Consider the following 19,829-nt stretch of genomic DNA (forward strand, 5'->3'; position numbering starts at 1 on the left):
CCCTTTTCAATTAATTCATTTCTTAACACCAGCGGTTAGCCTTAAGACAATGCGACGCTTATTAAAAGGTGCATCCCCTTGTCATGCTTAATAAGCAAAGTACCATCAATCATCTCTAAGCGTTCTTGCATACCGGTTAAACCATTTCCAGCTTTATAGGGCATATTGGACTTACTGCCGTTATCCCCAATACGCATATTCATTATGTCACCGTCAATATACGCCTCAATATAGGCTTTACTCGCATCACTATGACGCAGAATATTAGTCACTGCTTCTTTGGCAACAAACGCCATTTGCAACTCAATATTTACCGGCAGGTCCACTTCACTCAACTTATTTGTCGTTAATGCTACTTCGATATTGGCATTTTCGAGCAATTTAGTCAGAGTCTGTAATTCGCTTTGCAATGAGAGTTTTTTCATGCCTGAAACTGCTCTCCTTACATCAGACAAGACGTCGCGGGAAACGGCACTAAGCTCAGCAAGTTGCGTTTTTGCTTCGTCGGTGCGGTCGTGTTGGAGGAGTTTTTCTGCTAGCTCAGCCTTTAGTGCAATAGTTGAAAGAGTATGCCCAACTAAATCGTGTAAATCTCGACCTATGCGCTCTCGCTCGGCAATGGCACTAACCTGCGCTAGTTCATTTGCAGCATGCTGTTTGTGTATTTCAATGAAGGCTTCTTTTCTTTCCAGTAATCCAAATGCGAATAATGCCAAACACGCAAAAACTGAGGGGATTAGATAACGTAAATCAACGGTTTGATAGTGCATCACCGAAGCAACCATAGCACTCAAAACAATTAAAAGACTAATTGCACGTACCCAACCACGGCCATGATAGCCTATCAAAAAAGTCGCAAAGCCAAATAAAAATAACCCTGCAAAATTGAGCAACGTGCCACCTATACAAGCTAACACAAGGCAAATGATTGGCAATATCACAGCCGTTCCACTAGCAAAAACAGCCCAAATATAAAACACGATAAAGGATACATAAATACCGATAGAAGCAATCAAATGATTAGTACTAAGAGTATTGGAACCGATAAACAGGGGAACGAAATAAAAAAATGAAAAAACGAGTGAAATGAAAGACCATTTCTTGCGCTCACCACGCCCAAGGGCGGGCAAGCTTATATTGCTGTTTGGTATAGTGTTAGCCATTTTATTTCCTTGTGATTATTACATCATCACTTAGCAAGGCTTGCTGTAAAAGCCGCATCCTTTAGTGCCTTACTTTGACTGCCAGTTGCACCTTTGATGTTGGCATAGCGCTTTTCTTGGATATAAATACTGACAATATATACCACTACAATTACAGCCGGTACAGATACAAATACATGCTCAGGGGCACCAAAGTAGCAGGTCACAATCGCAATAGTTCGAGTAATAGCATGGAAATATCCAACCCAATGCTGAATTGCCCATGATAACGGCATCCACATTAATCCGGCAAGAATACCAACTGACATAGGAATCGATTCATTTTCTTTAGTTGCGAAAGGCATGACGATGGCAAACACTAACAACGCCATTACTACTCCTGCCATAAACAGGTTATCAAATTCATTTTTAAGGCCTTTGCGGTTAAAGAAGTCTTCACCGGTGAGCTTGGCAAAGAAAATCCCCAAATAGAAAATAGCACCACAACCTAACCATACTGACCATACTTTTATTTCCATTGATTCAACAAAAAAGCCGATAAAGCCAATAATGCTCCAAACTATCATTCCAGCTAAAGGCATCGCTAAAAAACGACGTTGACGAAACTGTTCGCGTTGCTGATCTAAGGTTAATATTTTCATTTTTTAACTCGCTAGTTGTTTAAAAGACGAGTTTATTATTGCCAAAGTGTGAACAAAGAATAAGGCACAAATGTCACCAATAAGATGTGACATTTGTCACAAAAGAAACATAGAGGCCGGCTCTGAGGTATTAATAACTAATTCTTAGCATAATGGGTATTTGATAAGTTCTTTATGTAAGTATTAACGATTGCGCTTGCTACTAGATGACTTGGCAAGCCGTTTTCCCCGCCCTAGAAATTCACCTTTTCGCTTAGATTTGAGCTTAGGATCAGGCTCAAAATTACCGTAAAGCTCTCCATCAGAGGTTTTTACTGATGCCTTCTTATTGGGTGTAAAACCAGAGATGATTTCACGCGGCAACTTACAACCAATCACCCGTTCAATTGTTTGCAACTGTTTTGATTCATCCTCACTGAACAATGATAAAGCTAAGCCAGTGTTATCAGCACGCCCAGTGCGACCGATGCGATGCACATAATCTTCGGCAACATACGGCAAGTCAAAATTAATCACGCAAGGTAGTTGGTTTACATCAATACCTCGAGAGGCAATATCAGTAGCAACCAAAACTTGAATATTACCGTTACTAAATCCATCTAATGCTAGCGTGCGTGCATGCTGGGTTCGGTTCGCATGGATTGAATCCGCGCTAATACCGGCATTTTTTAGCTGGGATACTAAATCATCGGCTCCGCGCTTAGTGCGACAAAATACCAACAGTTGATGCCATTTATTTTTCTTGATCAGGTATATCAGCGCTTCACTTTTCCGGGCTTTGTCGACGGGATGTATCAATTGCTTAACTGAATCGACAGTGCTATTAGCCGTCGTCACTTCAATCACAAGAGGGTTATTCAACATACTTTTAGCTAGGGCTTTTATTGATTTAGAAAATGTCGCTGAAAACATTAAAGTTTGACGTTGGTTGGGTAACAAGTTTTGGATGCTGCGAATGTCGTCGATAAAACCCAATTCCAACATACGGTCAGCCTCATCTAAGACCAATATTTCAAGTTGTTCAAAGTTAATCGCTTGTTGATGATACAAATCAATGAGACGACCAGGTGTAGCGACTAAGATATCCAAACCATCTTTCAGCATTGATATCTGGGGTTCTATCCTGACACCACCGAAGACCGCTCCACAACGGATTGCCATATTACAACAGTAATTTTCTACACTCTTTGCAACCTGAGAGGCGAGTTCTCGTGTTGGCACAATGATCAACCCACGTACGTTTTTTGCAAGTGGATTAGTGCCACCAGATAATAGCTGTGCAACTGGCAGTGCAAAAGCCGCCGTTTTACCCGTGCCAGTCTGGGCCATAGCCATGACATCACGTCCATCAAGCACTGCCGGAATAGCTTCAATCTGTATGGGTGATGGTGTTGTGTAACTTTTTTCGGCAAGAGTATTCAACAACGCGTCACACAGGCCTAACAAACGAAAAGACATAGAGTAAGTATTCCTTGGAAAGATTAATATTTTCTAAACAGTGGAATTGAGATCTGTATTTGATTTATTGATAGCGCAAACCAAAGGTATAACAAAACCGTAAATATAAGTACTGAAATCAGGATATTTGAGATTACAAAAAGCAAACCGACAGAAGACTATTTAAAAGTTCTCAAATCTATTGCTTTTTGCGTACTTTAATAATTAGCTAATTGACGTGGGTGTCCTGATAATATATTGAATGATTTCCTACAACATTTAAGAAGACACCCATGATTATATCTTTTCATCTAACTTAATTATTCGCCTGAATTAACATGGGTGTCCTGATAATTCGATAACTAACATGGGAGTCTTGATAATTTAATGAATAATTTCCTACCCAATAGGTCAAAACGATACATTCGGTGCTCTAAATTTCCCAATAAGGTAAACCTAGAATACAAAAAGTAATACCTATCTAGATTGATCGATTTAAGATGTTGAACCGTAGTAGTTTTGAAATTTAAGACCCTATTTACTCTTAATATGGAGATTTAAATGGATCGCTATATAGTTCGAAAGCCTTTCGGCGAATCGTTTACATATCAGTATCCCACAGGGAAAACGGTTAAAAATAAGGGAATTAAGCGTTGGGTGCGAAGCTTAGCAATACCACCAGCATGGCAAGAAGTGCAGATTGATCTTGATCGCAGTGCCAAAATATTAGCCTTTGGTCGAGATGCACAAAACCGCAAACAATACATTTATAACCCCAAGTGGACAGAGCAAGCTAGCGAACAAAAATTTGAACGAATTTTACGATTCGCCAAAGAATTATCTACGATGCGAAGAGTCACCGGACAACATATAACACGCCGTCCCATCGATGAAAAAGCCGTTCTAGCTTGTATGACGCGTATGCTCGATGAAGCCTTTTTCAGGCCTGGCAACCCCACTTATACCCGTGACAACCAAACATACGGTTTAACCACCTTGCGAGTCAAACACATGAGTTTTGACGATGGTCAGGTTCAATTTGATTACATTGGCAAAAGTCAGCAACCTCAACACCGGGAAGTCGACGATAAACACGTAAGCAAGGTTTTAACCCATCTCGAAAAAATGGCTGGCTATGAGTTGTTTGACGTTACCTTGCCTGATGGCGAACGCAAAAAAATCAACGCGCAAGATTTAAATCAATATATTGCCGAAGTTATGGGTGAAGACTTCAGCGCAAAATACTTTCGAACATGGGCCGGAACCGTACTTATGGCAATCGCCCTTGAGGAACTTGGCCCGGCAAGTGACCAGAAACTAAATAAGAGTAATGTATTAACCGCTGTTAAAAAGGTCGCAAGCGAATTAGGTAACACACCCGCAGTATGCCGCTCAAATTACATTCATCCCAACGTCATATTACATTACGAAAGTGGACGGACTCTTGCTTATTTCCGCAAGCAACTTAAACGCTCGCGAGCCAAATATTTCAGTCCAGACGAAAAAGCAACGTTGAAACTACTCGAATATTTAGTCGCGACTTAATATTCAAACATATAAACTTTTTAGTACTATTTATTACTTTTAAAGTCACAATTACCGTCACTCACCTTTATCCAACAAAGCATTAAACGCCAATATTTATACGTCGCTTTTAACAAGACACCCATGATTATATTATTCTGAGCATTTAAATTACTTACTCGTTAACATGGGTGTCCTTATAATTCTTATAATTTTCTAATGTCCGTGGATTAATGAGCCAACTATTCGTCTAAATTGTCTTTCGTCGGAAGGTATTTATAACCACTTATCATTGAAGACACCAAAGCAGTTTTTTCTCTACGCTCACTAATAACAACGCCGATAATATGTAATGGAATTAAGCACAATAGCGCATAAAAAGCGTAGACATGTGCAGTGATAAATGGCTTTCGAAGTTCGCGCATTTTTTGGTAAGCTTGTTCATCAACATTTTCTTTAGAATAGGGTTTAATGCTATCAAGTTTACTGCTATCAACTGCAATACTTTTAGCAAAATATTGCCCCAATGGAGGATAATAAATATCAGTACCTGCGATAACTAAACCACTAATCATTTGAATACACATTGATAACAATAGCGCCCCTACCATAAGCTTCCCTAGCGGGTTGTGCCCTTTGTATTTTTTATGGGGTTGTTGTTTAAAGTCGGCTAACTCTTTAGTAAATCCTTTAGCAAATGGTAGAGTCTTATGCCAGCGTTCATATCCTTTACCGAAAAACCCCATAACAACTCTTAACAACAAGTTAGCTGCAAACACGTAACCAGTTAAGACATGAACGGTTTTAAGTAGAATTTTGCCATCAACGCTTACTCCTAAAGTTTTCGCATTAAAAATAATTAAGCCGAAACCCAGTAACATCGTGATTGTGAGAACATTTATCCAATGAAATAGTCGCAAATATTGACTCCAAACATAGACTTGTTGATATTGAGTATTCATATTCACCTCGATGTAGTCAGGAAATTTACTGTCTTTTCAGCATAAATGATTAAGATGTTCAATTCATTGATCTGGCGCATAACCTAAGCTTCTTACTTAACAAGATACTTAACAAGACACCCATGATTATTTTATTCCGCGTATTTAAATTACCTGCTCGTTAACATGGGTGTCCTGATAATTTCCGAGCATTTAATTTACCTACCCGTTAACATGGGTGTCCTGATAATTCATTCCAGCCCGTTAACATGGGTGTCCTGATAATTCATTCCAGCCCGTTAACATGGGTGTCCTGATAATTCGGATAATTCTCAAGATGTGTTTAAGCGGTTTAAGGCTGGCTTGAAGCTGCAGATAGATAATCGGGTAAACCAGTTCCCTGCTGATGAAGCCCTGTTATTCGGTCTCTAGGGTATTTCTTTGTTTATTACTGTGTTGGTAATTAAAACTGATCATCTCGAATAAAAGCAAAATGTGTCACCGTAATAAGTAGTTGAAAGTCATGCCAATGCGCAGCTAAATCTCGTAGTTACTAGTTTTAACTTTTATAAGGCGACATATCTAAACCACCATGATCACTAGAAATAACTCACTTTGTTGGTTAATCTGTGTATATGAATAAAAACCGATAAGTGCCATGGTACTAAATTTTTTTAGTCTTATTTGTCGTATCTCCGTGCTGATTTTATTTTTGGTAGGTTTTAACGGGGTTTATGCTGCCGACCAAGCAAATGTATCTTACCAGTTTTATTCGGTTGAGCAGCCAGTCGTTGCGCATCAGTCTTCTGTATACCATGTTGTATCAGATCAAGATGATTTAATCTGGCTGGCCACAGATACAGACGGTTTGGTCCGTTACGATGGTTATAGTTATCAAGCTTGGTCAAAAGTACTACTAAACGGACACGAAAATGCCAACATTTCCAAACTGTACCTTGACCAAGGAGTCATATGGGCCGCGACTTGGGGAATGGGCATAATAAGATGGGAATCTGCCAGTCAAACAAAAACGAATTATCGAGTTGAGACCGATAAACCATCGATCAGTAATGACCATGTACAAACCTTTTTCAAAGACAGTCTTAATAGGTTATGGATCGGCACCCTATCGGGACTCAATTTTATCAACCTTTCAAATCCTGATTTAGTGCACAGCTTGCCATCTGAAAACCCACTCAGTAATGTGAGGATATGGTGGATGCAAGAGTCAGATACTGCCCTTTGGGTGGCGACGTCAAATGGCTTATATAAGCTTTCAAAAGATCTCTCGAAGTGGCAAGGATATACGCTCACTGGAGATATCCCTGAAAAAAGTCGTTCGAATGAAATTCGTACCCTACAGCTTGTTCAAGATGAACTTTGGGTAGGCACAGATAGTGGACTATTTATATTTGATCAAGCTTCTTCTGCATTCAAGCCTATTAGCTTAACCCAAAATCAACAGCAATCATCCAATGTAAGAATCAATGACATTCAACCAGACGCTGAGAAGAAAACAGTGTTCGTTGGCACTAACAACGGTATATATCGTTTGCAAGCGGACACCTATTCACTATTAATCAAAGATGGAAAAGCATCAGATCTGTTAGGAACTGATATTAGAAGTTTATTTTTAGACCAAACCGGAAGCATATGGGCAGGGGCAAGAGACAAGGGTTTATTTATTGGTATACGGACTGAAAGTCGTTTTACTCAACTGTTACAAAATACAGACTTCCCCACGGCCTTAAATGGGAAGCTTGCGGTGAAATCGATTCATTACTCTCATTCAAATGAACTTTGGCTAGCGACCAACGACGGGGTATACCGGCGTTATAATTCGTCACTTGAAAACGCGTGGCAATTTATACCTTTCCCAAATAACTATAAAACAGACGAAATTAGCGTCCTTTTTGTCGATAGCACAAACAATTTATGGGTCGGTGCTAACAATAAGGTGTTCCGAAGCAAAGTGTCTAAACCAATGGCGCTAGAAGAATATTTCGGTTTTGCTGACTTGGCCTTGAAAGACGTTCGATTGACGGCGATATACGAAGATAATGATAATAAAATCTATTTTGGTATTTGGGGAGTAGGCATTGCTCAACTTTCTATTGAGGAAAATCGACTAACTTGGATTGACCAAAGCATCTCGAATATACGCAGTAATATGGCCTATTCCATATTTCAGTTAGCCAACGGTAACCTTTACGCTGCGACACGATTTTCAGGAATAATCCCGCTCGGCTCGAGCCCCAAATTAGCTACCGCTGTTTCCTCCTCGCAACTCTATTGCGCCCATGTTGATATGAACAATACGCTATGGCTTTGTTCTGACGAGGGCTTGTGGCGAGTCCCCCCCGAAACAGGCGCTACTGTACAATATAGCCTTCAAGATGGTTTGCCATCAAAACGCATTTTAGGTATCACCCACGACAACAACGGAATGATATGGGTCGCTACAAATCAAAGTTTAATATCTATTAATCCTAACAATGAGCATATTCAGCGAGTGGGTATTGCTCATGGTTTGCCTATCGAGACCTTTACAGAACACGGGATCAAGCGTTCAGAAACAGGTATAATTACGCTGGCTAGTTCACAGGGCGCTTTTGAATTTAACCCAAGTAACATGTTTACAGACATATCGCCTTCTCATGTGCGATTAACCCAAATATCTATTGGTTACGAAAAAGAAAAACACGACGCGATTTATTCACAGTCTAGCTTTGAGTTAACCCATGATCATGGTCCGGTCCGTTTACAATTTAGTGTGACAGACTTTAGAGAGTCGAGCAAAAACATGTTCCGCTATCGTTTAACTGGTCGAGACCCAGATTGGACCGATTGGAGTTTAGATAATCATTTGGTGCTGAGAAACCTGCCAATTGGTGACAACATATTGGAAATCGAAGGTAAAAATAGTCAAGGGACAATTACCGCAGAGTCGCTAAAACTTCACTTTAAGGTCACCGCACCATGGTGGATGAACAAGGCTTTGATATTTTTAATTTTCATCATCTTTGTTTTTCTTATTTGGACCATCATCAAATGGAGAACCCAGCATTTGGCAAAAGTTGCCGCAAAACTTGAGCGCGATGTGCAAGAAAGAACCCAACAACTAGAAGAAGCTAATCTGACTTTGAGTCGATTAGCTGAAACGGATCATTTAACTGGGTTAACGAATCGACGAGGCTTTTTGAGAGCCTTTACGTTTGCACAAGAACTTAGAAAAAGGTCAGCTAATCCATTGGCGATTTTATTACTGGATGTCGATTATTTTAAGAAGTTTAATGATACTTATGGTCACCAAGCTGGAGATGACTGTTTAAAACTGATCGCTGATACTTTATCTGAAATACTACGTTCTCAAGATGTATTGGCTAGATGGGGAGGCGAGGAATTTGCGCTATTGTTGCCAAACACAGAACAAGCTGGAGCCGTGACTTTAGCTGAGAAGCTAAGGTTGGCCGCGCAGCAAGCTATCCATAAGAAATTTAACGTACATACTTGCGCCACTTTAACTATAGGCGTGGTTGCTAACCTTGAACCAAATATCTCATTAGAAAAGTGGTTGCAGCGAGCAGATAGTGCCTTATACAAAGGAAAAGAATCCGGACGAAACCAGGTAGTTGTTTACCAGAATGAATAACGAGTAGCGTCCTAATTTACTCAATCGGTTAATCCCCTAAAAAGGTCAAAAATACCAAATCGACCATGACTTACCGTTAATTTTGCTTAACCTAGTGCTATGTATTGAAAAACAGCCCCCCTTGTAAGCAACCGTGAGGGGGCAAAGACTGAAACGGTTAAACAAGAAAACGCTTTAACAAGACACCCATGATTAAATTTTATAGCGTTACGAGGTTATCGGTCCTAACTAAGGTGGGTGTCCTGATTATATGCTTGCTTATTAAGGTGGGTGTCCTGATTATTTTTGATTGCCGAGAACTTAAAATAAATACTCGTTAACATGGGTGTCTTAATAATTTTATAATTTTTTTAATAATTTTGATAATCCCTTCTCAAAACAAAGGTCGCCAATCCAAGAGCATGATTGCCACTTTTTAGTGCAGACTTTTTTAAATTTTCATGTCGGTGCGAATAGATATGTAGTCCCTAGCACCAAAACTCGATTAAACACTGCTTTTAGGCTGACAAAAGTTTAGATGTGAAAAAGGAATAAAACTTGCTCATATTGCTCGAAATTGAATTACTGAGAGCAAAATTATGCAAGCATTTATCGATAACATCCCAAAAGCCGAGCTACATGTTCATTTGGAAGGCACTTTAGAGCCAGAGCTTAGTTTCGCATTGGCGAAGAAAAACGGTATTCCACTACCCTATAAAACCCCCGAAGCATTGGTTGAAGCATATGACTTCACCGATCTCCCATCGTTTCTAGAAATATACTATGCGGGTATGAATGTGCTTGTGGCAGAGTCCGATTTTTACGATTTAACCATGGCATATTTAACTAAGGCAAGTAATCAGAATATTGTATACGCCGAATTATTTTTTGACCCGCAGGCGCATACATCCCGTGGCATCGACTTTTCAATTGTGATCAACGGCATACATAAAGCGCAAGTTGACGCTGAACAAAAACTCGGTATAAAAAGTCAGTTAATCATGTGTTTTTTGCGTGAATTGTCTGCCGAGTCTGCCATGGAGCATCTGTCAATGGCAGAGCCTTATTTATCCTATTTAGTGGGCGTGGGACTTGATTCGAATGAACGCGACAATCCCCCCATAAAATTCAAACAAGTATTTAAAAAAGCAAGAGAGCTAGGACTTAAGCTAACCATGCATTGTGATGTGAATCAAAAAAACACGCTCACGCATATTGGACAATGTTTAGATGATATCAAGGTTGACCGCATTGACCATGGTGTTAACTCTCTAGAAGACGCTTCACTGGTTGCTAAATTGCGCGATAGCAAAATTGGATTAACGGTTTGTCCTGTGTCTAATAGGTTTGTGGTGCAATCACTTACCGCAAAAGAAATTAGAACCATGTTAGACGAGCAAATAATGGTAACGATAAATTCTGACGACCCAGCTTACTTCCGAGCTTACTTAAATGAAAATTTTATCGAACTACAAAAAGAGGGAGATTTTGATAAGCAGGACCTACAAACCCTTGTGGAAAATTCATTTCGCATAGCTTGGTTGCCAGAAACCGAGAAACAACAGTATCTATCGAGCATAAAAGATTATGTGGTAACTAGCTCTTAAGTCTTCGTAAAGAAAACAGGCTATCTATATTTCAATTAGATTGTGCTGCTTTAGATTTTAACAAGACACCCATGAATACGTGGTTATAGGTGTTTTAATTTCCTATGATTTAACGTGGGTGTCCTGATTATTTTGTGCTGCTTTAGATTTTAACAAGACTCCCATGAATACGTGGTTATAGGTGTTTTAATTTCCTATGATTTAACGTGGGTGTCCTGATTATTTTGTGCTGCTTTAGATTTTAACAAGACACCCATGAATGCGCGGTTATAGGTGTTTTAATTTCCTATGATTTAACGTGGGTGTCCTGATTATTCCTTCCTGATTACTCCTTTGATAGTTCCTATCCAAAAACATGATTCGTGGACGTTTCGTCTAACCCCATCTACGTTTTGCTTTACGAACTCAGTAAAAACCTCAGAACAATAATTCTTGTAGATATTGATCCCCCATGGATTCACTTTTGATTGTGGTCTGCCATTGGCTGGAGCCATACCTTCTGGCGCTCTGGTTATCTGGTCAACTTAAGGAATATTGCACTTTTTGGAAACGGCTGAAAAATTTGCCGGAGTATAAACCTCACCAAAACTGTACAAAAAATGAGCTATTTGGACGATATGAACTACACTATTCCAAATAAGGAGATGATTTTTATCTACTTATATTACGGTTGAAGTCTATCCGTATCCAATAGTTAAGAAATATAACAGGGAGAAGTTATGAAATTTATTCAATATATAAAGTTATTTCCATACGCGCTGCTATTACTTGGGCTGTCAGCGTGCACTCTAAACGTCGACGTATCAGAAGATGACGATCCAATTTCGGGTTCTAGTATTTATGAATTATTTGTCATTCAACCAGATATGGATGACGCGTTCAATATACTATTTGTTCCCGATGCATCCTATGGTGATCTAGCTGAATTGGCCAATCGTCAAGCCTTTGTAGATGACCTAACCAATGCGATTGAAAATAGCTACTGGCAAAACCAAGCGTATTATTTCAATCTAGGGCGCTTCAATTATTATTACACTCTCGAATCTGGAAGTGTCGTAGAAAACGAGCCCGATGAAGAAGGGAATTTTCGTTGTCCTTCAGTGACATGGCCTAGCTCTATTAGTTCAGACGGCGCTTTTGCCGATGCGACTATATTGATACACAGCAATAACTTACGCGATTGTGCTAACCCAGAATCCGGCCTCGCTACTGCAGAGCCGACAAGCTATGGAACTATTGTTCATGAAACTTCACACGCAGTGTTTGCCCTGCCCGACGAATATTGCTGTGATTCAAATTACAGTACTAACGTACCTATTCTGTATGCAACTGAGACTGCATGTGAAAATGATCCAATCAACGCGGCTTGGAGAAACTGTACAAGTTTCGTTTCAGATAGAGATGGGAACGACTGGTGGCGTTCAGAAGGCAATATCACGACCAATGCAATTATGTTATCAGGGGGAAATACAGTTTGGGAATTTGGTCCAGCTGACTGGGTGATCATGGAAGCGGCTTATCTTTCGTTTCCACATGCTAGCTCAAGTTCAACAGGAACCCCCGCAATCTTTGCACCAAATAATTGGAATCGTCCCTAATAAAGGAATATAACATGAGATATCTATTACTGATTTTAACGGCTTTATTGAGTACCTCGCCATTAGCGCAAACGATTAGCCAGATGCCAATCGAAACACCTAAATTTGAACCCGCAAAACAGCATAAACCGATGGCAAAGCCTGCAAATTACCAACGCATAGCGATTTTAAATATCAACTTAAAATATGACAAAGGTGAAGCGGTCAATGCAGAACTAGTGCGTTCACGAATTATCAAATCCGTTGCTCCCAAAGTCTTTACGCGACAGATGGGAGACTGGCAGGTGATCATTGACAACAACCCGAAAAATACATTTTTTGTTAATGATCCAGGTTATTTAGAAGTAGAAAACGATGATCAAAGCGAAGCTCCTTATCATTATGTCTCTCTGGGCGTTGATGTGGCTTGGGATCTAGTAATCCCCCTTTACAAAGATGGCCAAACAATCGATGCTTCGACGATTACCATAAAACGGGTGAAAGACGGAAAACAAATTTTCGAAACGAAAATTTAGCCTCACCATATAGGCCAGACTGCGCTGGCCTATTTTCAAATAGTTGGAAAGTGAAAATCCGCTGCTAAAAGTGACCTTTCCAAGCATTTTTATAATCACCAAACTGTAGAGTTAAACCTGCCCCTGCCGTTAACTTATATGCCTTGTAAAATCCAAGATTTGTGCAATTAACATTCATAGATGATGGTATCGAGTGAGGGAATTACTGTGAGACGCGGACCACCAAAACCATAGGCAGAAAAAGCAAAAGGGTACAGCCTTTACATTTCCAGGTGTCCACCGATATCCATACCCCCTATTACTTTCACCGTTACCTGGTGAAGTATCAACCACATGTCTCGTTGTTGTTTGGCGAACACAATTCTCACTTACAATACTTTTCCACTTGCTATTGCGCAACATCATAAGTCCAACCCGCGCTAGATCATGAGCTGAGAGATAAAGCCATCCCAAGCGGTCGACTTCTTTATCTGGCATAATATTCCAATGATAAGACGCGATACCAATAGGTCCGAATAGCTTTTCCGCGGCCCATTTACACAATCTTTTTCCCGTTGCTACGCCAAAGATTTTACCTAGAAGAGCGCTTGCCCCATTGTTATACTCAAACAACTTTCCAGGTTCCATTTCCATTGGCTAGCTGAGCACAAATTGGCTCCAGATATCGGCATTTTCAAAGTCATACGCGGAACTTCCACTGTAGTTATTTAATGAGTCTGTCCACTAAGTTAGCACGGCAAAACACCATAGAAGAAACCAATTTTTTGATATTAGTGCTTACGCGAGAACGAGGCTTTAGCCTCAAATTAATATGACTGTCCATAACAAGTTTTTTTCTACGAACCTGACCCCGCAGCTCTTCATAGTCTCGTTTGTGACGGTCCATGTAATTCTGTGTAATTCGTTGCAAGCTACTTGTAATCTTTATTGTTGTATCAGGAGACACGCCGATCGCAGCCATATAGAAAATCAGCTTTATCCCCACTTGGTAGTCTTTCAATCTATTCGTTTTTTTTGAGAGACGCTGGCAATACAATCGTTTGGAAGGCGTAACTGGCTTTCCAATACTCGGCGACAGGGTCCCACCCCTGAAACACAGCAACGATGTCGTATTCAGGGAATACCATGATCCGCTGTCCCCCAAGTCCATACCCTCCGAAAACCGTTGTGCTTCCGTTTGTCTGATTAGGTATCCACCATTGATAGCCGTATTCAGTGGAATTATCGCTCGCCTTGCTCGAGGCATCCGCATTATAAGGTGTTACAGAACTGCGAACCCATTCTTCAGATATGACTCTCTCGCCGTCCCATAACCCATTTCGCAAGTAGAGATAGCCAATCCGCGCCATGTCATGTGCTGTCAGGTAAAGTCCACCTTCAGTATCGGCCTCGTTATCGGGCGTGATTTTCCAATGAAAATTATCGATACCAATTGGGCTGAAGAGTTTTTCCTTCGCCCAAGCATCGACGCGTTGACCAGTCGCTTCGTGCAGGATTTTTCCGAGAAGAACGCTCACCCCATCATTATATTGGAAGACTGTGCCGGGCTCTGCATACATAGGTTGGTCAAGGATGAACTGAATCCAATCCTCGGAGTTTTCAAGGGCGTAAGTACTGTCGGTTTCAGAGCCGAAACCATTCTCATCATCCCACGCGATACCGCTACGCATGGTCAGGAGATCACCAATCGTAATTCGCGCTTTGCGCGGGTCAGACTTATCGAATACATAGTCATTTAAAAAGGACAAAGCCAGTGTATCGGTTCCTTCGATAAATCCTTCGTCGACAGCGATACCAAATGCAGCGGAATTAATGCTTTTCGTGACTGACTGGACAGTATGCAGATCGGTTCCCTGATAATAAGGATGCAGTTCAGGATTATCGTAATTATAGATTGGATTGCTAAAGTTTGGCGTTAATCGCTCATCTGGATCAAGGCTAGACGCCAACGCGGCATAGTCCCGCTCGATCTTTTTTTCGGCGACGATGCGGCCGTGTCGTATGAGTAGAAAATGATCAACCCGGCCGTATTCTCCGGCTACCAGATCTTCGATGAACTGATTAACGGGCTCGGGATTGAAACCTTCCGCTGCGAGGGAAGAGTATTCCCATTCTTCCTGCGGCCATGAAATATCTGGAACGTTTTCGGAAGTGCTAACTGGGGCGGCGTCTTCGTTTTTAGAAGCAACGCAAGCCACCGTCAAAAACGCCAAGCCACCAATTGTCAACAAACGTATTCTTTTAAAGGCATTTTTCAAAAAGTGTGTCTTCACGGTGTATCCCCTTTTTTAAGATTAAGAGTAGTTGACAACACTATTCTATGCAACAGGTGCTACTTTTTGAGCTTTGTGCTTGCTGGCTTGTTTGCTGTGCAGGTTTAAATTGAGTGAAATATTGTTTCGTGACTAAAAATTTGCGCGACCAGAGCAGATAAAAAGCATTTAATTGGACAGCCATGTTAATACCGCAAAAGCCATCATGATTACCCACCCTCATAGCTAAGCAATCCTCTCAACATAGTTGACTTATTAAGTGTCTGAAAATGACGTGCAGGCAAGGCAACCTTTTAAAGCAGAGTCACAATGTTCGCACTAGTGAAATTGGCATTAGAACCGAATAAACACAGCCCACAAGAACGAAACTTTGGACTCAAATTAAGATGACTGTCCATATAAGTTGTGTTCAACGGATCTGACCTCGCAGATCACAAAAAGCCGGTCGAACACAGCGGGATACGCAATGATAATATGGGGTATCTAAGAGACTGATTAGTCGTTTCCTTGGCAGTGGCATCATTCACTCCATTAATTAAGAATACTAAAGCATAGGTGACTCTATTTTTCTCATAGTCTATTTTATGGCTGTCCATGTTAATTCGCTAAGAGTTTAGTTTGTGGCTGTCCATGTTAATTCGGTTCATGTTAATTACGGCGCTTAATATCCTCTAGTTACTGTCTAAGGTTTTATAGTTCGCTGCCTAGTTGATATTTATAACTCAGTCTTTTCTCGCCGCTTACGATTGATAGACTCTTTCTATTTAATTATTTTAAATCCCACGCTTTACGAAATTGAATTAATAATTACGTTGTTTAGGCCCAAAATTTATACTAACCTTAGTGTTCATTTTTTGTTCAACAAGGAAGTGTAATGAGCCTCCCTTCTAATGATGCGTCCTATTATAGTTATAAGTGGGTCGGTGCAATGCCAACAGATCCCATTGAAAGTCACGTATATAATAAAGAACTTACAGTAGTTTCCGACGATCAATTAACTCGTAAACATATTGCCAACTTCAAACTCACACCAATAGTATTGTTTGATCTGAAATGCCAGCTTTGGCGCTTTACTCCTTTAATCGCTCCAGGACAATTAGGGTCACCTATAAAAGTATTTACCTGTGAAACCGACGGCACAAGAGTAGTTCCTGGCCAACCTTCAGCAACCGGAGAGGCTATGAATAATAGCAATCCAACTGCCGGTGACCAAATAGAAATTTTGTGGGGAGTTCAGGAAAAAACTGGAAGACGCGGCGAAGATCTTCCGAATTGGTTTCATTTAACTAGGCCTTTTATCGAAAAAATTGACGTCTCAATGCAGTTCAAGGACAGTGATAAAGCTAGACTAGTAACTCACGCCCCATTGACCGATACTCAAAGGGGAAGTACGTCAACATCTAGCTCTGTTAGCTATTCGTTTAACCTAGGAATGTTTGGAACAGATGCTACCGCCGGTGGTGCAATATCCGCAGATTATTCGCATAGTAACTCCATGGAATTAAGCGACTACATGGTGCGCTCAGATTCAAATGAATTTGCCACCAAACACAGTATTCGAATGTCTATGTTAAGTGGGGGAATAGAGTACGACGATTATACTAGTGCTCCGGTAAATGCAAAACTACCTCAGCGCGCAACCTCCGATATGCCGCTAGCATGTCAAGGGATTTGGGAGTTACCAGATATTTCAGATGAACTTGAATTTGTAGTAACCATTGAAGTCACTATTGCCACTTTATTCAGTCGCGATCTGACTCCGATGATGAACCAACAATTCTATATTACCGACCCCGGTGCGCCAGTGTTTTTGCCAGCAGATATATTTGGACCGAACGCGCCGGCTCGTGATCTTAATGGAAAACAAAAAATTAAGTATCCTCCGCTGCGTGAAGCTGATAAACACTATACTCAATCTACATTTAAATGGGAGCGAACAATAAAAGTACCCTTAGCTAAAGCAGATACAAAAATTCCAACTAGGGAGCGTTAGATATGGCAATACCATTTGAAGAAGCGGAACAAATGTTAATTCAAGCAGGATTTAAATTTATGTATGAAGACCCTGCAACTCCCGCTATCGGAACAATTCGCACTGAGCGATCTGGCTCTTACCGTTACGTGATCTATATTGAATATAATGATGGTACGTATAGCCCCCCATTAGAAACAGAAGCTGGCAGGTATAATGGTCCGCTTGCAGACGAACCTATCGCTAACTATGTTTTTTCGAATGAGAACTTATATCGTTGGGTTGAAGAAAATAAAATTCGTGTTGATTCGGAATTTGAAGAACAACATAAACGTCCTTGGCTTCGTGGTGAACGAAAAACTGACGCCGAATTGGCCGCAGAACGGGAGCGGGCGCGTGAGAGACAACGTGAAACCGAACGCCAGTTGGAAAGGGAACGTGAGCGACAAAGGCAGCAAGAGCGAGACCGTGAAAGAGAAAGACGAGAGCACGGCAAAAAATAGTACAATTTTAATATAATTATTTTTTACTTGGATTTATGAGGGATGAAATCAATATACTCAAGAAGCATAGGGGCATGGATACCCTTGAACAGTGATTAACTCAACGCATTATAGTTTATATTCGGCTGAGTACTTCTTGATTTTTGCGTAGTTGGTTTTAGGTATCATGCCTCCAACAAAGTGCTTTGAATAATTAGACCTTTGCACACGGCTCATGCATTAGAAAACTTTGAAGAAGTAGAAGGTAATATGCTCCCACGCTTTTTCGAGGTGGTTGATAAAATCGATAACGTATTCTTCGAACTTAGCGAATTCAGAATGCTGCCGAAGACAGTGCAACGCAGTGGGATTAACAGCACCTCCATATCTCTACCTTTACCCGATGAATGCTATTCAAAGCTAAATGACAAAGCAATGTCTGCATTTGACAGTAATTTTGAGCATTTTCGAGAAGTTGTTAAAGGTGAAGATATCTATTCTGAAAGAGAAGAGTTATACAAGATCAACCATGTAAACGGTAAGTATGACCTCTGGATCCCGATTCCAGTCGAGTACTACATCGATACTGATGCGCCAGATGTGTTGCAAACTGCATATGAAGACTCAAATCTTGACGAATGGGACATCAACAAATCACTGTTTAACTATATGGATTCAGCAATCAATACTAAGCCCTATAGTGATGTCACTAGAGATTTTAGCGATTATATAAGCGCTACCGATGATCCGATATTAACGCAGTACTGGAACGACAAAACCAATAGTTTCAATATTGAGTTGCTTCTTAAGCATTATGCTGATGGAATGGCTCATCATTCAAAAGATACACAACTCATTGTCGGTAACCTGTATTCAGACTTCAATTCTCAAGCTCTTACTGAGAAGTTAAAAGAAATATTCCCGAAAAAGCCAAAGTCGAGCGGACTAATCTGGCTTTCAAAAGGCGACAATTCAACGTGGGGGCGCACCTCAGAGTTCGGTGCATTACTAGAATCGATAACCTCACTATTTGATAACAGGAAGAAAACTTCCAAAGCGGTTTTAGCTCTTCCATGCTCGAGTGTCAGCGAAGCCATTGAGCAACGGAAAGTTTACCGAAATCGAGATATTGCCCCAGCTCTGATCGGCTGCGAAAAGCAATTCGGTGGGGAAAACTGTGAAGTATTACTCTTACCTAATATCATGGTTGCTTGCCTGCTCCACCTACCAATGACGGATGAAAGAAATATTTCGCTTCCGGTAGGCTACGTAAGTTTTGCTCCTGAGCTAATAGAGTCGGTAACGAGTAATATCGTCAGGTGGGCAAGCTCAGATAACAATCTCAATGACTTCTTCGAGAAAAGAAACACACCACCGGACGATACAGTTTTGTACAAATACTTCAGCAAAATTCTGGCTCAAGAACAAAAATAAGAAAGGGATACCAACGAGCTACTATTAAACGCCTGTCGGATAACTTATTTTAAAGACTTGTTTCATCAGAAAATGTCAAAAACAAACTATGCCATCAGCATGACATAGCTTTACTTCCTAGGATACCCTAATGGTTATTGATTGAAATCTTTTAAAGGCGCAAGAAAAAAGCCATCTTTGTCCTCTGTAGCCGGTTCAAGCCTCCCCTCATCTGTGTCTAAAACTTTTAACCAAAACTGAGTCGACTTCTTGGGGATATCCACAATAGAGAGCATTCCAGAGAAACTGGTTGTTGGGGAAACATTAAAAGCAGATATTGCTTTTTTCAAGATAAACTCCCCTAGTCCTTTTTTTCTCAAAGAAACAGGAACAATGAAATCATCAATGTCAATACTACCATCACTTTTCAACTTGAAATGTGTCACGGTATGAGAGACGCGAACAATTCTGCCCGAACAAAACGCATTCGAAGGACTCAACTCTTCCGGTAAACCTGATTCCAGAGTTACTATTATTCGCTTGTCACTGAGTTTAGGATGGAACTTAATGACAACAGTACCTTCGTCCACCTCATACAGATAATGCTCGTCCAATTCAATCATGAATACTTC

Annotated in this window: 15 protein-coding genes; 8 read left to right on the top strand and 7 right to left on the bottom strand. The window is 40.6% G+C overall.

Annotated features, from left to right (window positions below):
- Positions 1-41: 41 nt before the first annotated feature.
- From VUI23_RS15790 to VUI23_RS15800, 3 genes are all read right to left on the bottom strand, one after another.
- Positions 42-1,163: a sensor histidine kinase gene (locus VUI23_RS15790; protein WP_342804959.1), complete on the bottom strand. Its 1,122-nt coding sequence runs from the start codon at positions 1,161-1,163 to the stop codon at positions 42-44.
- A 26-nt stretch (positions 1,164-1,189) separates the two neighbouring features.
- A complete protein-coding gene (locus VUI23_RS15795; protein WP_342804960.1) occupies positions 1,190-1,804 on the bottom strand; it encodes a hypothetical protein in 615 nt (204 codons plus the stop codon).
- A gap of 183 nt (positions 1,805-1,987) precedes the next feature.
- Positions 1,988-3,262 (bottom strand): DEAD/DEAH box helicase, encoded by a 1,275-nt coding sequence (locus VUI23_RS15800; protein ID WP_342804961.1) that lies wholly within the window; start codon positions 3,260-3,262, stop codon positions 1,988-1,990.
- Between the two features lie 540 nt (positions 3,263-3,802).
- Here VUI23_RS15800 and VUI23_RS15805 point away from each other — a divergent pair.
- Positions 3,803-4,786 carry a DNA topoisomerase IB gene (locus tag VUI23_RS15805; RefSeq protein WP_342804962.1) on the top strand — a complete coding sequence of 328 codons (984 nt, stop codon included), beginning with the start codon at positions 3,803-3,805 and terminating at the stop codon, positions 4,784-4,786.
- 221 nt (positions 4,787-5,007) lie between these two features.
- Here the strand turns inward: VUI23_RS15805 and VUI23_RS15810 are convergent, their stop codons facing one another.
- Positions 5,008-5,727: a cytochrome b/b6 domain-containing protein gene (locus VUI23_RS15810; RefSeq protein WP_216047167.1), complete on the bottom strand. Its 720-nt coding sequence runs from the start codon at positions 5,725-5,727 to the stop codon at positions 5,008-5,010.
- A 637-nt stretch (positions 5,728-6,364) separates the two neighbouring features.
- On the opposite strand from VUI23_RS15810, the gene VUI23_RS15815 reads away from it, so the two are divergent.
- From VUI23_RS15815 to VUI23_RS15830, 4 genes are all read left to right on the top strand, one after another.
- A complete protein-coding gene (locus VUI23_RS15815) occupies positions 6,365-9,358 on the top strand; it encodes a diguanylate cyclase (protein WP_342804963.1) in 2,994 nt (997 codons plus the stop codon).
- Between the two features lie 578 nt (positions 9,359-9,936).
- Positions 9,937-10,944, top strand: coding sequence for an adenosine deaminase (locus tag VUI23_RS15820; protein ID WP_303502354.1), 1,008 nt, complete (start codon positions 9,937-9,939; stop codon positions 10,942-10,944).
- A gap of 719 nt (positions 10,945-11,663) precedes the next feature.
- Positions 11,664-12,542 carry a hypothetical protein gene (locus tag VUI23_RS15825; protein ID WP_342804964.1) on the top strand — a complete coding sequence of 293 codons (879 nt, stop codon included), beginning with the start codon at positions 11,664-11,666 and terminating at the stop codon, positions 12,540-12,542.
- A 14-nt stretch (positions 12,543-12,556) separates the two neighbouring features.
- Complete coding sequence (locus VUI23_RS15830) at positions 12,557-13,057, top strand: hypothetical protein (protein WP_342804965.1); 501 nt, start codon at positions 12,557-12,559, stop codon at positions 13,055-13,057.
- A gap of 174 nt (positions 13,058-13,231) precedes the next feature.
- Here the strand turns inward: VUI23_RS15830 and VUI23_RS15835 are convergent, their stop codons facing one another.
- On the bottom strand, positions 13,232-13,684 hold the full coding sequence (locus VUI23_RS15835; protein WP_342804966.1) for a serine hydrolase: 453 nt from the start codon (positions 13,682-13,684) through the stop codon (positions 13,232-13,234).
- Positions 13,685-14,058: 374 nt separating this feature from the next.
- Complete coding sequence (locus VUI23_RS15840) at positions 14,059-15,330, bottom strand: serine hydrolase (protein ID WP_342804967.1); 1,272 nt, start codon at positions 15,328-15,330, stop codon at positions 14,059-14,061.
- A gap of 874 nt (positions 15,331-16,204) precedes the next feature.
- On the opposite strand from VUI23_RS15840, the gene VUI23_RS15845 reads away from it, so the two are divergent.
- The 3 genes from VUI23_RS15845 to VUI23_RS15855 all read left to right on the top strand — a co-directional run bounded on the left by VUI23_RS15845 (position 16,205) and on the right by VUI23_RS15855 (position 19,218).
- Positions 16,205-17,323: a hypothetical protein gene (locus tag VUI23_RS15845; protein WP_342804968.1), complete on the top strand. Its 1,119-nt coding sequence runs from the start codon at positions 16,205-16,207 to the stop codon at positions 17,321-17,323.
- A 2-nt stretch (positions 17,324-17,325) separates the two neighbouring features.
- Positions 17,326-17,805 (top strand): hypothetical protein, encoded by a 480-nt coding sequence (locus VUI23_RS15850; RefSeq protein WP_216047178.1) that lies wholly within the window; start codon positions 17,326-17,328, stop codon positions 17,803-17,805.
- A 201-nt stretch (positions 17,806-18,006) separates the two neighbouring features.
- Positions 18,007-19,218: a hypothetical protein gene (locus tag VUI23_RS15855; RefSeq protein WP_342804969.1), complete on the top strand. Its 1,212-nt coding sequence runs from the start codon at positions 18,007-18,009 to the stop codon at positions 19,216-19,218.
- A gap of 134 nt (positions 19,219-19,352) precedes the next feature.
- Here VUI23_RS15855 and VUI23_RS15860 read toward each other — a convergent pair whose 3' ends face one another.
- The gene (locus VUI23_RS15860) at positions 19,353-19,820 is read right to left on the bottom strand and encodes a hypothetical protein (protein ID WP_342804970.1); all 468 of its coding nucleotides are present in this window, start codon (positions 19,818-19,820) and stop codon (positions 19,353-19,355) included.
- Positions 19,821-19,829: the final 9 nt, after the last annotated feature.

This window comes from Alteromonas sp. M12 (assembly GCF_037478005.1).
Lineage (GTDB): Bacteria > Pseudomonadota > Gammaproteobacteria > Enterobacterales > Alteromonadaceae > Aliiglaciecola > Aliiglaciecola lipolytica_A.

Coding starts and splice junctions, on each gene's coding strand:
- VUI23_RS15790 (WP_342804959.1), bottom strand. CDS start 1,163: ATGGCTAACACTATACCAAACAGCAATATAAGCTTGCCCGCCCTTGGG.
- VUI23_RS15795 (WP_342804960.1), bottom strand. CDS start 1,804: ATGAAAATATTAACCTTAGATCAGCAACGCGAACAGTTTCGTCAACGT.
- VUI23_RS15800 (WP_342804961.1), bottom strand. CDS start 3,262: ATGTCTTTTCGTTTGTTAGGCCTGTGTGACGCGTTGTTGAATACTCTT.
- VUI23_RS15805 (WP_342804962.1), top strand. CDS start 3,803: ATGGATCGCTATATAGTTCGAAAGCCTTTCGGCGAATCGTTTACATAT.
- VUI23_RS15810 (WP_216047167.1), bottom strand. CDS start 5,727: ATGAATACTCAATATCAACAAGTCTATGTTTGGAGTCAATATTTGCGA.
- VUI23_RS15815 (WP_342804963.1), top strand. CDS start 6,365: ATGGTACTAAATTTTTTTAGTCTTATTTGTCGTATCTCCGTGCTGATT.
- VUI23_RS15820 (WP_303502354.1), top strand. CDS start 9,937: ATGCAAGCATTTATCGATAACATCCCAAAAGCCGAGCTACATGTTCAT.
- VUI23_RS15825 (WP_342804964.1), top strand. CDS start 11,664: ATGAAATTTATTCAATATATAAAGTTATTTCCATACGCGCTGCTATTA.
- VUI23_RS15830 (WP_342804965.1), top strand. CDS start 12,557: ATGAGATATCTATTACTGATTTTAACGGCTTTATTGAGTACCTCGCCA.
- VUI23_RS15835 (WP_342804966.1), bottom strand. CDS start 13,684: ATGGAACCTGGAAAGTTGTTTGAGTATAACAATGGGGCAAGCGCTCTT.
- VUI23_RS15845 (WP_342804968.1), top strand. CDS start 16,205: ATGAGCCTCCCTTCTAATGATGCGTCCTATTATAGTTATAAGTGGGTC.
- VUI23_RS15850 (WP_216047178.1), top strand. CDS start 17,326: ATGGCAATACCATTTGAAGAAGCGGAACAAATGTTAATTCAAGCAGGA.
- VUI23_RS15860 (WP_342804970.1), bottom strand. CDS start 19,820: ATGATTGAATTGGACGAGCATTATCTGTATGAGGTGGACGAAGGTACT.